13 protein-coding genes are annotated in these 14,075 nt (G+C 65.4%); 6 read left to right on the forward strand and 7 right to left on the reverse strand.

Going from position 1 to position 14,075, the window contains the following annotated elements:
- Positions 1–40 precede the first annotated feature (40 nt).
- Positions 41–2,425 (forward strand): ligase-associated DNA damage response DEXH box helicase, encoded by a 2,385-nt coding sequence (locus I6F35_RS06695; RefSeq protein ID WP_225117182.1) that lies wholly within the window; start codon positions 41–43, stop codon positions 2,423–2,425.
- Between the two features lie 17 nt (positions 2,426–2,442).
- On the forward strand, positions 2,443–3,147 hold the full coding sequence (gene pdeM / locus I6F35_RS06700; RefSeq protein WP_225116873.1) for a ligase-associated DNA damage response endonuclease PdeM: 705 nt from the start codon (positions 2,443–2,445) through the stop codon (positions 3,145–3,147).
- A 1,115-nt stretch (positions 3,148–4,262) separates the two neighbouring features.
- Here the strand turns inward: pdeM and I6F35_RS06705 are convergent.
- The gene (locus tag I6F35_RS06705) at positions 4,263–5,126 is read right to left on the reverse strand and encodes a LysR substrate-binding domain-containing protein (RefSeq protein ID WP_225117183.1); all 864 of its coding nucleotides are present in this window, start codon (positions 5,124–5,126) and stop codon (positions 4,263–4,265) included.
- 97 nt (positions 5,127–5,223) lie between these two features.
- Between I6F35_RS06705 and I6F35_RS06710 the strand changes: the two genes are divergently transcribed.
- Both I6F35_RS06710 and I6F35_RS06715 read left to right on the forward strand, forming a co-directional pair.
- On the forward strand, positions 5,224–6,144 hold the full coding sequence (locus I6F35_RS06710; RefSeq protein ID WP_225116874.1) for a DMT family transporter: 921 nt from the start codon (positions 5,224–5,226) through the stop codon (positions 6,142–6,144).
- Between the two features lie 92 nt (positions 6,145–6,236).
- Positions 6,237–7,583 carry a divalent metal cation transporter gene (locus I6F35_RS06715; RefSeq protein ID WP_225116875.1) on the forward strand — a complete coding sequence of 449 codons (1,347 nt, stop codon included), beginning with the start codon at positions 6,237–6,239 and terminating at the stop codon, positions 7,581–7,583.
- Here I6F35_RS06715 and I6F35_RS06720 read toward each other — a convergent pair.
- From I6F35_RS06720 to I6F35_RS06730, 3 genes are all read right to left on the reverse strand, one after another.
- Positions 7,580–8,419: a sterol desaturase family protein gene (locus I6F35_RS06720; RefSeq protein WP_225116876.1), complete on the reverse strand. Its 840-nt coding sequence runs from the start codon at positions 8,417–8,419 to the stop codon at positions 7,580–7,582. The two genes, I6F35_RS06715 and I6F35_RS06720, sit on opposite strands and share 4 nt — an antisense overlap.
- A gap of 12 nt (positions 8,420–8,431) precedes the next feature.
- On the reverse strand, positions 8,432–8,734 hold the full coding sequence (locus tag I6F35_RS06725; RefSeq protein WP_225116877.1) for a cysteine rich repeat-containing protein: 303 nt from the start codon (positions 8,732–8,734) through the stop codon (positions 8,432–8,434).
- A 63-nt stretch (positions 8,735–8,797) separates the two neighbouring features.
- Complete coding sequence (locus I6F35_RS06730; protein ID WP_225116878.1) at positions 8,798–9,022, reverse strand: hypothetical protein; 225 nt, start codon at positions 9,020–9,022, stop codon at positions 8,798–8,800.
- A 186-nt stretch (positions 9,023–9,208) separates the two neighbouring features.
- Here I6F35_RS06730 and I6F35_RS06735 point away from each other — a divergent pair, with 186 nt between their 5' ends.
- Both I6F35_RS06735 and I6F35_RS06740 read left to right on the forward strand, forming a co-directional pair.
- The gene (locus I6F35_RS06735) at positions 9,209–9,931 is read left to right on the forward strand and encodes a response regulator transcription factor (protein ID WP_225116879.1); all 723 of its coding nucleotides are present in this window, start codon (positions 9,209–9,211) and stop codon (positions 9,929–9,931) included.
- Complete coding sequence (locus tag I6F35_RS06740; RefSeq protein ID WP_225116880.1) at positions 9,928–11,286, forward strand: ATP-binding protein; 1,359 nt, start codon at positions 9,928–9,930, stop codon at positions 11,284–11,286. The genes I6F35_RS06735 and I6F35_RS06740 overlap by 4 nt, the downstream gene beginning before the upstream one ends.
- Before the next feature lie 13 nt (positions 11,287–11,299).
- On the opposite strand, the gene I6F35_RS06745 is transcribed toward I6F35_RS06740, so the two are convergent.
- The 3 genes from I6F35_RS06745 to I6F35_RS06755 all read right to left on the reverse strand — a co-directional run bounded on the left by I6F35_RS06745 (position 11,300) and on the right by I6F35_RS06755 (position 13,870).
- Positions 11,300–12,082, reverse strand: coding sequence for a TIGR02186 family protein (locus I6F35_RS06745; protein WP_225116881.1), 783 nt, complete (start codon positions 12,080–12,082; stop codon positions 11,300–11,302).
- Positions 12,079–13,008 (reverse strand): sulfite exporter TauE/SafE family protein, encoded by a 930-nt coding sequence (locus I6F35_RS06750; protein WP_225116882.1) that lies wholly within the window; start codon positions 13,006–13,008, stop codon positions 12,079–12,081. The genes I6F35_RS06745 and I6F35_RS06750 overlap by 4 nt, the downstream gene beginning before the upstream one ends.
- A gap of 232 nt (positions 13,009–13,240) precedes the next feature.
- On the reverse strand, positions 13,241–13,870 hold the full coding sequence (locus tag I6F35_RS06755) for a hypothetical protein (RefSeq protein ID WP_346283143.1): 630 nt from the start codon (positions 13,868–13,870) through the stop codon (positions 13,241–13,243).
- Positions 13,871–14,075 lie beyond the last annotated feature (205 nt).

The raw sequence follows: 14,075 nt of genomic DNA on the forward strand, positions 1-14,075 counted from the left end.
CCCCAACCCTCCCCCTTACAGGGGGAGGGAGCATGACCAGATCGCAAGCGGAGCGAGGGCTACGTCGCGTGCGGCTCGTTCCGACCTCCCGCGCGCCAATCTGATCTCCACCGGCCGTAGCGTGAAGCGCGCCGGCGGACTGCACACCCTCTACATCTCCCCGCTGAAAGCGCTCGCCGTCGACATCGCGCGCAATCTGGAGACGCCCGTCGCCGAGATGGGGCTGCCGATCAAGATCGAGACCCGCACCGGCGATACGCCGGTGTCGCGGCGTCAGCGGCAGCGACGCTATCCGCCCGATATCCTGCTCACCACGCCCGAGCAGCTCGCGCTGCTGCTGTCATCCGACGACGCGCCGTTCCTGTTCTCCTCGCTGAAGCGCATCGTGCTCGACGAATTGCACGCGCTGGTGACCTCCAAGCGCGGCGACCTGTTGTCGCTCGGCCTGGCGCGGCTGTGGCGGCTCGCGCCCGAGCTGCGCGCAATCGGCCTGTCGGCGACCGTTGCCGAGCCGGAGCAGCTCGCACGCTTCCTGGTGCCGCAACATCCCGGCAAACAAGATGCCGCCGATGTCGTCATAGCCGGCGGCGCCGCGCCGCCGATCGTCGAGATGCTCGACACCCGCGAGCGCTTGCCCTGGGCCGGCCACACCGCGCGCCATGCGCTCGGCGAGATCTATGAACTGATCCGGCAGAACAAGACCACGCTGGTCTTCGTCAACACGCGCAGCCAGGCCGAGATGCTGTTCCAGGATCTCTGGCGCATGAACGACGATGGGCTCGCGATCGCTTTGCATCACGGCTCGCTCGACGTCGCGCAGCGCCGCAAGGTCGAGGATGCGATGGCGGCCGGCAGGCTGCGCGGCGTGGTCTGCACCTCCTCGCTCGATCTTGGCGTCGACTGGGGCGATGTCGACCTCGTCATCAATATCGGGGCGCCCAAGGGTTCGTCGCGCTTGATGCAGCGCATCGGCCGCGCCAACCACCGTTTCGACGAAGCATCGCGCGCCGTGCTGGTGCCGGCGAATCGTTTCGAAGTACTGGAGTGCCGCGTCGCGATCGATGCCATCGCCGAGAACGCCCAGGACACGCCGCCGCTGCGATCAGGCGCGCTCGACGTGCTGGCACAGCATGTGCTCGGCTGCGCCTGCGGTGAGCCGTTCCTTGCCGACGAGCTGTATGAGGAGGTGCTGACATCGGCGCCTTACGCCGCGCTGACGCGGGCCGATTTCGACGACATCGTCGATTTCGTCGCGACCGGCGGCTATGCGCTGAAGACCTATGAGCGCTTCGCGCGCATCAAGCAGGACAAGCAGGGCCGCTGGCGCGTCGCCAATCCCCGCGTGCGGCAGAGCTATCGACTGAATGTCGGCACCATCGTCGAGGAAACCATGCTGAAGGTGCGGCTGGTGCGCTCGCGCGCCGGTGGCACCGGCTCGACCGGTGCGCTCGGCCGTGGCGGCCGCGTGCTGGGAGAGATCGAGGAAGTCTTCATCGAAGGCCTCGTGGTTGGCGATACCTTCGTGTTCGGCGGCGAGGTGGTGCGCTACGAGGCGCTGGTCGAGGACCAGGTCTATGTCTCCCGCGCCAACGACAAGGACGCCAAGGTGCCGTCCTATATGGGCGGCAAATTCCCGCTCTCGACCTATCTCGCCGAGCGCGTGCGCAAACTGCTCGATGATCGGCGCGCCTGGAATGCGCTGCCGGATCAGGTCCACGAATGGCTGTCGCTGCAGAAGGATTTCTCCCGGGTGCCGGCGGTGCGCGAGCTCCTGGTCGAAACCTTTCCACGCGGCAACAAGCATTACCTGGTGTGCTATCCCTTCGAGGGACGGCTCGCGCACCAGACGCTCGGCATGCTCCTGACACGGCGGATGGAGCGCGCCCGCACCCGGCCGCTCGGCTTCATCGCCAATGAATATGCGCTCGCGATCTGGGGGCTCGGCGATCTCTCCTTTCTGATCAGGCATGGCCAGTTCGATCTCGACGCGCTGTTCAATCCCGATATGCTCGGCGACGATCTTGAAGCATGGCTCGCCGAATCAGCGTTGATGAAACGCACCTTCCGCAATTGCGCCATCATCTCAGGGCTAATCGCGCGTCGCCATACCGGCGAAGAGAAATCGCGGCGCCAGGTGCTGTTCTCGACCGACCTTGTCTACGACGTCCTGCGCAAGCATCAGGCCGATCATGTCCTGTTGCGCGCGGCGCGTGCCGATGCCGCGACCGGCCTGCTCGATCTGCGCCGGATTGGCGACATGCTGACGCGCATCCAGGGCCGAATCACCCACCGGGAACTGGAGCATGTCTCGCCGCTCGCAGTCCCCGTGATGCTGGAAATCGGCCGCGAGTCAGTTTATGGCGAAGCATCCGACGAGCTCTTGGCGGAAGCCGCCGACGAACTCGTGAAAGAGGCGATGTCGTAAGGCATCGTAGCAAGGGAATGAGTCCGCGGGGCGCTTCTTTTTCTGTCGTCGATACGCAAAGCGCCTTCGAGGTCGCCGGAGTGACAATGCTGGCCGGTCTCTCCGGCGCGCTGTTCTGGGAAGAGCAGCGCCTGCTGGTCGTCTCCGACCTGCACCTGGAGAAGGGATCGAGCTTCGCCACCCGCGGCGTGCTGCTGCCGCCTTACGACACTGCCGCGACCCTGGGCCGGCTCGCCGCGGTCGTCGCACGGCATGACCCTCGCATGGTGATCGCGCTCGGCGACAGTTTTCATGACCGGCGCGCGCATGAGCGGCTCAGCGCGCAGGACCGCGATGCCATCACGGCGCTGCAGGCACGCCGCGACTGGATCTGGATCTCGGGCAATCACGATCCGGCGCTGCCGTCCGATCTCGGCGGCATGGTCGCCACTGAAGTCGCGATCGGCCGGATCAGATTCCGCCATGAGCCGACCGGTGCCATCGGCGAGATCGCGGGCCATCTGCATCCCAAGGCCCGGGTCTCGACCCGCGGCCGCGCGGTCGAACGCCGCTGCTTCGCCAGCGACGGCGAGCGCGCCGTGATGCCTGCCTTCGGCGCCTACGCCGGTGGCCTGAGCATCCGCGACGCCGCCTTCGCAAAACTGTTCGGCACCGCCGCCTTCACCGCCCACCTCCTCGGCGACACCAAGCTTTACACCATCGCCGCCTCGCGCTGTTATTGATCTTCGCTGCAACCGCCGTCCTCATCCCGAGGAGCCGCGCAAGCGGTGTCTCGAAGAATGGGCCGCGGCCGAAGATAGGGCCTCATGGGTTCGAGACGCGCCTTCGGCGCTCCTCACCATGAGGGCTGATAGCGCATGCGCGGCGAGACGAATTAAGCGAGCAATTCCAACGTGATTTGCCCCGTCCAGCCTCGCAGCAAAAAATATTCCGCTTCCGTCGTCGGGCAAATCAGCATTATGACTCCGCGCGTCTCATCCAAATGAGGGGCGGCTCGCGATCGTCACGAACGTTGCGGTGAGATGCGGTGGACGTGATAGGTGTGACTGACGAGCACAGGCATCACGGACGGCGAAGTCGTGTGGTTCTGGCGCCCCGACGCTGGCGCTAAGTTCTATTCGTTGAATAGGGCGACGGTGGCAAGAAAGCCCGGTCACCGAGAAGAGCACGAAGTAAGCCGTAAAACCACTGCGCAGGGAAAGCCGGAGTTGCTTCGGTTGACCTGTGGTCCTACCCCCGTGCTTTTTGTTGCACGGGGCCCACGGGTGCAACCGGCACCCGGCTTTCCCTGCGCCCTCTGTTCGATGAGAGGGTGAAACGAGGCGCAAGACTCGGGTAATCCATGCCGCGAGAACGCGACCTCACATCCACTCCACCGTCATGCCCCGCGCAGGCGGGGCATCCAGTACTCCGCGGCTCCTCGGCATAAGCACAACCGCCTGTGGTTACTGGATCGTCCGGTCAAGCCGGACGATGACAGCGGAGACGCCGTTTGACATTTGAATCAGAACTCTTCCCTGTCATTGCGAGGAGCGAAGCGACGAGCAATCCATGCCTCAGCAAGCGGCGATATGGATTGCTTCGCTCCGCTCGCAATGACGATAGCGGTGACAGCGTGCGACGCGAGTTTACCGGTGCCGGTTGATGGGCCCTGGCCCCTTGTGGGAGCGGGCTACTCCGGCGCCGGCAACGAACTCAATTGGGTGAGGGGTCTCTCTCCACAAGCACCGTTGCCCGCGCAGACAACCCCTCATCCATCGCGCATTTCATGCGCGCCACCTTCTCCCACAAGTCAGAAGGGAAGGACAGCGCTCGCCTCCGCGCACCGATCGCGAAATTACGCCGCCTTCGCCTGCACGTTGTCGCAGAACTCCGCGAGGCGGTCCGCAAGCCGCAGCGTGGCGGGGCTGGCGGCGGGGGAGGCGAGCAGGGCGACTTCGGTCTTGTCGATCGGCGCAAAGCCCTCTTTCGCTGTCAGCACGCGGTGATCGGCCTGGATTGCTATCTCCGACAGGATGCTCAGGCCCATGCCGGCGGCGACCGCGGCCTGGATACCGGACAGGCTCGAGGACGTGTAGGCCATATGCCAGGAGCGCCCCGCGCTCTCCAGCGCATGGATCGCGCCGGCGCGGTAAAGACAGCCGGCGGGAAATCCGATCAGCGGCACCGAACCAATGCGCGTGTCGCGCGGATGTGTCTTGCTGGTGACCCAGTGCACCCGCTCCGGCCAAGCCGCAATCGCGCCCTTCTCGCCGGCGGTGCGCTTGAGCAAAGCCAGATCGAGCTCGCCGCGATTGAGATCGCGCTGCAGGTTCATGCTCTGGTCGGCGCGGACATCGAGCCGGAGCGTTGGATGCGAACGCGAAAAGGCGCCGAGCAATTTGGCGAGCCGATAGGCCGCGAAGTCCTCGGGGATGCCGAGCCGGATCGCGCCCTGATAGGTCGGCCGCGTCACCACATCGCGCGCTTCTTCGGCGAGCGCCAGCAGCCGGCGCGCGTAGGACAGCAGCCGCTCGCCGGCTTCGGTCGGCGTGACGTCCTTGCCGTTGCGGACCAGAAGCGGCTGGCCGACATCCTCTTCCAGGCGCTTGATCTGCTGGCTGACGGTGGATTGCGTGCGGTGGACGCGCTCGCCGGCCCGGGTGAAGCCACCGGCATCGACCACCGAGACGAAACTGCGCAGCAGTTCCAAATCGAACATGGCGGCACCCATTCAAAAATCCACTGGCTGCCAGTCTATCATTTAATTTCCAAATGGGAAGGCCAGGGCCTAGATGGAAGGGGCAAGGAGAATCCCCATGTCGCTCGCGCCCTCCGTCGCGGTTTCCCGTCCCGGCTTCAATCCGCTGCCGTTCCTGATCGCGCTGTTCTGCCTGCTCTGGAGCTATGCCTTCATCGCCGGCAAGATCGGGGTCACCGATTGTCCGCCGCTGATCCTGCTTACCGCGCGGTTTTTACTCGCGGGCATCCTGATCCTTGGGTTTTTGGCCCTGCGCAGCGAGGCATGGCAGCTCTCCTGGCGCGATGTCGCGGTCTATTCGGTGCTCGGCGTTGCCAACAATTCGCTGTATCTCGGGCTTGGCTATACCGGGCTGAAGACGGTCTCGGCCGGCATCGGCGGGCTGATCGTCTCCGCCAATCCGGTGTTCACCGCGGTGCTGGCGGCGCTGTTCCTCGGGGAGGTGCTGACCTGGCGCAAGGTCGCGGGCCTGGTGCTCGGCGTCGTTGGCGTCGCCTTCATCGTCTGGCATCGGATATCCGTCGGCACGGAGCATGTGGAAGGCATTGTGTTCACGCTGGCCTCGCTCGCTTCCATCGTCACCGGCACCATCCTGTTCAAGCTGCTCGCCCCCAAGGGCAGCCTGTGGATCGGCAATGGCATCCAGAATCTCGCCGGCGGGCTCGCGCTCTTGCCGTTCGCCTACAGCCTCTCGAGCGTGTCGGAGATCGTGCCGAGTGCGCGGCTGCTCGGCGCATTCGTCTTCCTGGTGTTCGGCGGATCGATCCTGGCCTACGCGCTGTGGTTTCACCTGCTCAAGGTGTGCGGCGCCACCGCCGCGAGCGCCTACCACTTCGTGATGCCGCCGCTCAGCATGGTGTTCGCGTTCCTCGTGCTCGGCGAGCATGTCGAATCCCGCGACCTGCTCGGCATCATCCCGGTTGCGCTTGGCATCTATCTCGTGACCCGTCCCACCGCCGCGCCCGCATCGCGCGCCTGACGGCCCGTCACGCTTGCGACACAACGACCAGCCAGGTACAGCGCCGGGAACCGAACCACATCAGGTTCGTTGTCGCGGCGATCGGACCGGGTATGGCGCAACACAAGGCATCGACTGGCAATCACACCAAGACCGGCAATAAGCCGGCGGCCGAGGCCAAACCTCAGCAGCCCTTCAGTCTCAAGCGCTTCCTGCAATCGCTCGGGCCGGGCCTGATCACCGGCGCCTCCGACGATGACCCGTCCGGGATCGGCACCTACAGCCAGGCCGGCGCGCAGCTCGGCTACGGCATCGGCTGGACCATGCTGTTCACCTTTCCGCTGATGGTGGCGATCCAGGAGATTTCGGCCCGCGTCGGCCGCGTCACCGGCCATGGCATTTCCGGCAATGTGTGCCGGCATTATCCGCTGTGGCTGCTCAACATCGTGGTCGCACTGTTGTTCATCGCCAACACGATCAACATCGGAGCGGATCTCGGCGCCATGGCGGATGCCACCACGCTCCTGGTCGGCGGGCATCCCATCCTCTACGTGCTGTTGTTCGGCGTGGCCTCGGTGGCGGCCCAGATCATCCTCGATTACAAGCGCTACGTCGCGGTGCTGAAATGGCTGACGCTCAGCCTGTTCGCCTATGTCGCGGCCCTCGCCTTCGCCCGCATCTCCTGGGGCGAGGCGCTCGCCGGCATATTCATTCCAAGGCTTGCCTGGAGCGAGAACTATTACACGACCATCGTCGCGATCTTCGGCACCACGATTTCGCCCTATCTGTTCTTCTGGCAGGCCTCGCAGGAAGCCGAAGACCAGCGCGTCGACAGCAGGAAGCATCCTCTGATCGAGAAGCATTATGGCGCGCAAAAGGAGTTTTCCCGCATCCGCGCCGATACGATTATCGGCATGGCATTCTCCAACCTGATCGCGCTCTCGATCATCGTCACGGTGGCCGCGACTTTGCATGTGGCGGGGAAGACCGACATCCAGAGCTCAGCGCAGGCGGCGGAGGCGCTGCGTCCGATCGCCGGCCCGTTCGCCGAAGCGATCTTCGCGCTCGGCATTGTCGGCACCGGATTGCTCGCCGTTCCCGTGCTCGCGGGCTCGGCCGCCTATGCGGTCGGCGAGGGACGCAAGTGGCCGGTCGGGCTGGCGCGCAAGCCGAAGGAAGCAGCCGCGTTCTACGGCGTGCTGGCGCTGTCGGCCGGCTTCGGCATCGCGCTCAATTTCACCTCGATCAACCCGATCTCGGCGCTGTACTGGAGCGCGGTCATCAATGGCGTGCTCGCCGTTCCCGTGATGGTGCTGCTGATGGTGATGGCGCGCCGCCACGACGTGATGGGCCGCTATGTCATCACCGGCCCGCTCTATTGGCTCGGATGGCTGTCGACTGCGGCGATGCTGCTGAGCGTGCTCGCGATGGGAGTGGGATGGCTCCTCGATGCAGTCTAGGTGCGGGGCGGTCCGAACAAGGCGTGCAGCCTGGCGCCACCGCCCTTCGCGTTGCGCGCGTCGCGCAGCATCGCACTCCACTCGCCGAAGGCGATGCGAAGCGGGTTGTACGATGGTGTGCCGCCGACCAGCCCGTAGCGAAGCGGCTCATGTTCGGGCGCTGCGGCAAAGGTGCCGAACAGGCGATCGAAGATGATCAGCATGCCGCCGAAATTGTTGTCGAGGCACGCCTCGTTCGACGCATGATGAACGCGGTGATGCATCGGCGTGTTCATGAACAGCTCGAGCGGCCCAAGCCGTGGCGCAAGCTCGGTGTGGATCAGGAGCTGGTAGAACAGGTTGACGGCAAGCATCGCCAGGATCGCGAACGGATGGAAGCCGATCCAGGCCAGCGGCAGGAAGAACAGGAAGTTGCCGGAGATGTTGCCGGTCCAGCCCAACCGGATCGCTGCGGTGAGATTGAGCCGGGTCGGCGAATGATGCACGCGGTGGGTCGCCCACATCCAGCGGATCCGGTGTGAGGCTCGGTGTTGCCAGTAATAGAAGAACTCGCTGCCGACGAAGAGCCCGAGCAAGGCCGGTGCGCTGGTCCCGGAAAAATCCATCAGGCGATGCTGGTACGCGAAGGCGAAGGGGATCGCGACGATTCCGGCTTCCAGTCCGCGGATAAGATTCTGGCCGAGCGCAACGCCAAACGACGCGGCGCTCTCGCGCCAGTCGTGAGTCTGCCGATGCGTCAGGCGGCCGAGCGCATATTCCAGCGCCATGAAGCCCAGCGCGGTGGCCAGCATCACCAGCCGAAACTGGCGATTGAGGAAGAACGCGGAGAACTCCATGGCGCGCTCCATCTATTTCGCGGTCGAGCCGGCATCCTTGGATGCCTGCGTGCGGGTGACGGCCTGGGCGCAGCTGGAACTGAGCTCAGTCGCATGGCTCTGCAGGCAGGCGATGATGCGGCCGCCTCCAGGCGACACATTGCTGCAGAAGCGACTGTAATCGCCGCGGCAGGCCTGCATCTGCGACCTCGTCTCGCTGCGCAATTGCGTGGGGACCAGGGTTTCGGCCCTCGCCGTTCTGGCGGTTACTGTTGCAGCAAGCGCCAGCGCGGACAGAATGCGAAGCGGCGCGAAGACGGTGGAAGAAACGGACATGCTGTTCTCCTGATGTCGGGATGTCGTGGAACGACCGTCCGAGGGACCGGGCGGTCGCCGCGCTTACCAGCGCGAGACCGTGGTCTGGCGGACGTAGGTGTTTCCATACGGGCCAGTGCGCACCGCGGTGCGCGAGCAATAGCGATAGCCGCAGCCGCCGCTCACATGCACGGTCGACACCCCGCGCGGGCCATAGTAGGTGCCGTAGCGGGTCCAGGCGCTGGCCTCGGCAATGGTGGCCAACGAGAGCAGGCCGGCGAGCGTGGACATGGCGAGAAGCTTCTTCATGGTCGCGGTCTCCTTGATGGATGGTAGCTGCCGTTGCGGCAGCCATGAGTGGAGAGTGGATGCGGCGTGTCAGCGCGATATTGCTGCCCTGCAACGGCCGGTATCGCTTTGTCGATGCCGTGTAACAGTATGTAACAACGCAGCCCGCAGCCTTGCGCCGTGCACAACCTTGTTCAAAATGCGGCCATGACAGCGCCTCAAGCCTCGCTTCTGATCGTGGAGGACGATCCCGAGATCAGTCGATTGGTTGCCGACTTCCTGCGGCGGGAAGGATTCGAGGTCGAGTGTGCCGATAGCGGCAAGGCGATGGACGCGGTGCTGCAGCGGATGCGTCCGGACCTCGTTGTGCTGGACCTGATGCTGCCGGGAGAGGATGGGCTGTCGATCTGCCGCAGGCTGCGCGCCGACGCCGACATCCCGATCCTGATGCTCACTGCCAAGAGCGACGAGATCGACCGCGTCGTCGGTCTCGAGATGGGCGCCGATGACTACCTGTCGAAGCCGTTTGCGCCGCGCGAATTGCTGGCACGGGTGCGCGCCATTCTTCGCCGCGTCAAGGCGACACCGGCGAAGCTTCCCGCCCGTCGCTACGCATTCGACAGGTTCGTGATCGACCTCGATTCGCGCAGCATTCAGTTCGGCGAGGCGGCCGAAACTTCGCTCTCGCTCACCAGCGCGGAGTTCGATCTGTTGAGCTGCTTCGTGCAACGGCCGCGCCGGGTCCTCACGCGCGACCAGATCCTCGATTGGACCCGCGGCAGGTCCGCCGAACCGTTCGACCGCACCGTCGACATGCTGATCTCGCGGCTGCGCAAGAAGCTCGATACCACAAGCCCCGGCTCGAACCTGATCACCACCGTACGCAACGGCGGTTATTTGTTCACCGCGACCGTCAAGCAGGTGTCATGATGCTGCGCGTGACGCTCGCAACGCGCCTGGCCCTGATCGCGGTCGTCGCGCTCTTCGCCATCAGCCTCTTGATTGCTACCGTCTTCTATCTCACCTCGGTGCGGGAAGGCGAATTTGCGCGGCCGTCTCCGAGCCGGCTCTCCGCGATCGCGGAGCTGATTGAACGATCCGCACCGGATATGCGCCGGCTGATCCTGGACGCTGTCTCGTCACCGCAGTTTGCCGTACGCCTCGATGCCGTCGGGGTGACGCCGGAGCCGCGGCCTGTCTCGCAGGAGATGCACGCGCGGCTGCGCGAGCTCTATGCCGACGCGCTGCCCGGGCGCGAGGTCAGCGTCACGCCGGCGCCGGCTGCGAGCGATGGCCGGCGGTTTCCACGGTTGAGCAGGGCGGTATCAAATGCCGTCGAGCTGAGGATTGCGCTGCATACTGGAGAAACGCTGGTGGTCGATGCCGCGACCCGGCTGCCAGTCACGCGACTGGGCCTGCCGGTCGGGCTCGGAGCGGGGCTGATCGGGACCATCATCGGATTGATCGCCTTGCTGGTCATGCAGCGCGAGACCCGGCCATTGGCACGCCTTGCTGCCGCCGTCGATCGGGTCGACCTCTCCGCCGATCCGCCGCCGCTTCCGGAAGCACGTCGCAGCGCGCCGGAAATCCGCGCGGTGATCGCAGCGTTCAATCGTCTGCAGGCGCGCCTGGGCGAGATGATGCGCGCGCGCATGACGCTGGTCGGCGGCATCGCGCACGATGTCAGGACGTTTGCGACACGGCTCCGCCTGCGCGTCGACAAGATTCCTGATCCCGTCGAGCAGCAGCGCGCGATCGCCGATATCGACGACATGATCCGGCTGCTCGACGACGCGCTATTGTCGAGCCGCGTCGGCGCCGGGCAGCTCTCCCAGGAGATGGTCGAATTCGCTGCCGTCGTCATCGCCGAAGCTGACGACCGACGCGCGCAAGGCGGTCACGTTGATGTTGCGATCGACGAGGCGGCCAGAGGTGCGATCGTGCTTGGGGACCGGCTCGCGCTCCGGCGTATTGTGGCTAACATCGTCGATAACGCGGTGAAATACGGCCACGCCGCGCATGTGCGGATGAAGCTCGAACGAGCCTCCGTCATTCTCACCGTCGATGATGATGGACCGGGCATTCCCTCCGACCGGCGTCAGGCCATGCTCGAGCCGTTCAATCGGCTCGAAGCCTCACGCAACCGCACCACCGGAGGCGCGGGGCTGGGGCTTGCGGTGGTGCGCAGTCTGGTGGAAGCCCATGATGGCACGATCGAGATGAGCGACGCCCCGGGCGGCGGCGTGCGCGTGCGGATCGCTCTCCCGCTGTTCCGGCCGACCTGATCGCCTCGTGACGTCAATCGCGCCGGAACACGATCGAGGCCATCCAGCCGGTCATCAGTGCCATGGCGGCGGTGACGAGGCCATAGGCGAGGCCGTTCTGCCGCGCGGTAGTGGCGACGAACTGCTCGAAACCGACCTTGACGATCTCGAAGGCGGTGTCGGCCTTGGTCACCAGTGCGCCGTCGGTGAACAATTTGATCTCGACATTGTAGGTGCCGATCGGCACCTCGGCCGGCAGCGGAATGGTGGTGCGGAACAGGGTCGGAGTCAGGAACGTCACCGCCGAGGTCGCCTCGCGATAGAGCCCGCGCTCGGAGCGCAGTCGCACGAAAGCGCTGCGGAAGGCATCGTCGGGCACGACGTCGGCATAGTCGGGACCGACGCGCTGCATCAGCAGCACGTTGTTGAGCCCGAGCTGCTGGCGCCGCTGCACCTCGGGCGAAGCGATCTGGTCGAACGGGCGGTTGGAGAACAGCGCGAGATAGGTCGGCACCTGAAGGAACTGGCGGTAGTCGCTGTTGATCCAGATGCCGAATCTGCGCTCCTTGCGCCGCGTCACCATGTCGGCGCGCGGGCCGACCACCGTCACCACGAGGTCGTAATTGTTGCGGCCGGGAGGCGTATCGGCATCCCTTTCGACCGAGCCGAACAGCACCAGTTCCTCGCCGGAATAGTTCGGCGTCACCGTGACGCGGTGGTTCGAGACCGAGACGATCAGCCGCTCGGCGCAGGCCGGGCGTGCGGCGAGGATCGCACCCAGCAGGCCGGCGACAACGAGGAGTGCGCGGGCGGTCATGGCTGCCCCCCGCCGGTTTCGCGGATCGTGAAGAGATCGGTGGGGCGGATCACGAGCTCGACCGCAAAGCGGATGCCGACCGCGAGCACCAGCAGTCCGAGCAACAGCCGCAGATGCTCGCCGCGGATCTTCTGCCCTGCGCGCGCGCCGAACTGCGCCCCGGTGACGCCGCCGACCATCAGGATCAGAGCCAGCACGGCATCGACCAGGTGATTGGTCACCGCGTGCAGCATGGTCGCGAAGATCATCGTCACCAGCGTCAGCACCATCGAAGTGCCGATCACGGTCGAAGTTGGCACCCGCAGCAGATAGATCATCAGCGGCACCAGGATGAAGCCGCCGCCGATGCCCATGACGGCGCCGATGAAGCCGATCACGAGACCGACGAAGATGACGGGAATGATGGAGAGATAGATCTTGGAGCGCTTGAAGCGCATCTTCAGCGGCAGCCCGTGGATCCAGATGTGGTCGCCGGGACGGCGCAACGTAACGGCGCCGCCGCCGCGGACCCGCAGCATCGCGCGCAGGCCCTCATAGGCCATCGCCGCGCCGACGGAGGTAAGCAGCACGACATAGGACAGCCCGATCATGAGGTCGAGCTGGCCGAGCGAGCGCAGATAGGTGAAGGTCCACACTCCGAGCGCGGTGCCGATGGTGCCGCCGCTTAACAGGATTAGCGCCAGTGTCGGATCGATGGCGCGGCGCCGCCAATAGGAGATCGCGCCGGAGAAGGAGGACGCCGCGATGTGGCTCGCGACCGAGGCAACCGCGACAGCCGGCGCGATGCCGATGAAGATCAGGAGCGGCGTCATCAGGAAGCCGCCGCCGATGCCGAACATGCCGGAAACGAAACCGACCGCCGCGCCCATCGCCAGCACGAGGAAGATATTGACGGGAATATCGGCGATCGGAAGGTACAGCTGCACGCGCGGTCGCTTCTTATAATGCCGCGAGGCTGGCGCACGGCCATTCCACGGCGCGGTTTTCTGATCGGGCTTGCGGACAGCGGAATCCGACGCGGAAGCAGGCGCGGATCGGTTGCCGCGTCCTTGCATAACCGAAATCGCCGCGACGAGGGACTATTGAATCCGCCAAGGCGGACTTTTTTGTCGCACCTGCGCCGGCCGTCGCCTCACAGCCGGCCGATGGGATCGGTGATCAGGTTTCCCTGCTGCCCAGCCAACGGATGTCCCTGGTTTGTGACATCGCCTCGATCACGCTGGAGGATACGCCCATCTTGGTCATGTAGTGCAGGACGGCGCCGGTGATGCGCTGGGTGTCGGCGACGGGGTCGGCAACCGGCGCAGTGGTGACGAACCGGTGCACCCCCAGCATCGAGCCCTCGATGCCGTAGCGGGTCGTGCCGCCGGCATAGGCGAGGACGCAGGCGCTGGCGCAATAGGCCGGCCGGACCCGGCCCGAGGCATCGGCGACGCCGACGGCGGTCGTCAGCCCGCGGGACCTGATGATTTCGCCCATGATGAGCGCCTGATTGAGGTCGCCGCCCGGAGACGACAGAAGCACGAGATCGCCGGGCGCGAGATGAGCCTCGTCCAGCCTGTCGCGGAACCAGTTCGCGGCGGCCGGCCCGATCCGTCCACTGATGGCCAAAGCGGGCCGCGAGCCGGCCGGCCCGCCGAGATCGACCTTGGTGATGAGCCGCGAACTCAGGCTCGGCGAAAGATACTGGTCTTTCCAATACGCCCAGGCTGCGGGCTCCGACAGGTCCCGATAGGCGCGGATGCCGACGCTCGAGATCAGGAGGACGAATATGACAATCGACCACATCGACCACCTCCAGGCTGGCCGGTGTGGCGGCCGCGCTTTCCGCTGATCGATCGGCTGGCGTGGTGGTGCCACGCGGGGCCCGGTCGGCGAGCTTCGGTAGCGACCTTCCTGGTCCTGGACTGACAAATCGGTTCTCTCGGCGCTGGCAGCACCCCGCGCGGGCGCGGCCTTTCTACACAGCTTCAGCGCAGAGATACATATGGCG

Origin of the sequence: Bradyrhizobium sp. BRP22, assembly GCF_020194175.1 — a bacterium.
In the GTDB taxonomy this organism is placed as follows: Bacteria; Pseudomonadota; Alphaproteobacteria; order Rhizobiales; family Xanthobacteraceae; genus Bradyrhizobium.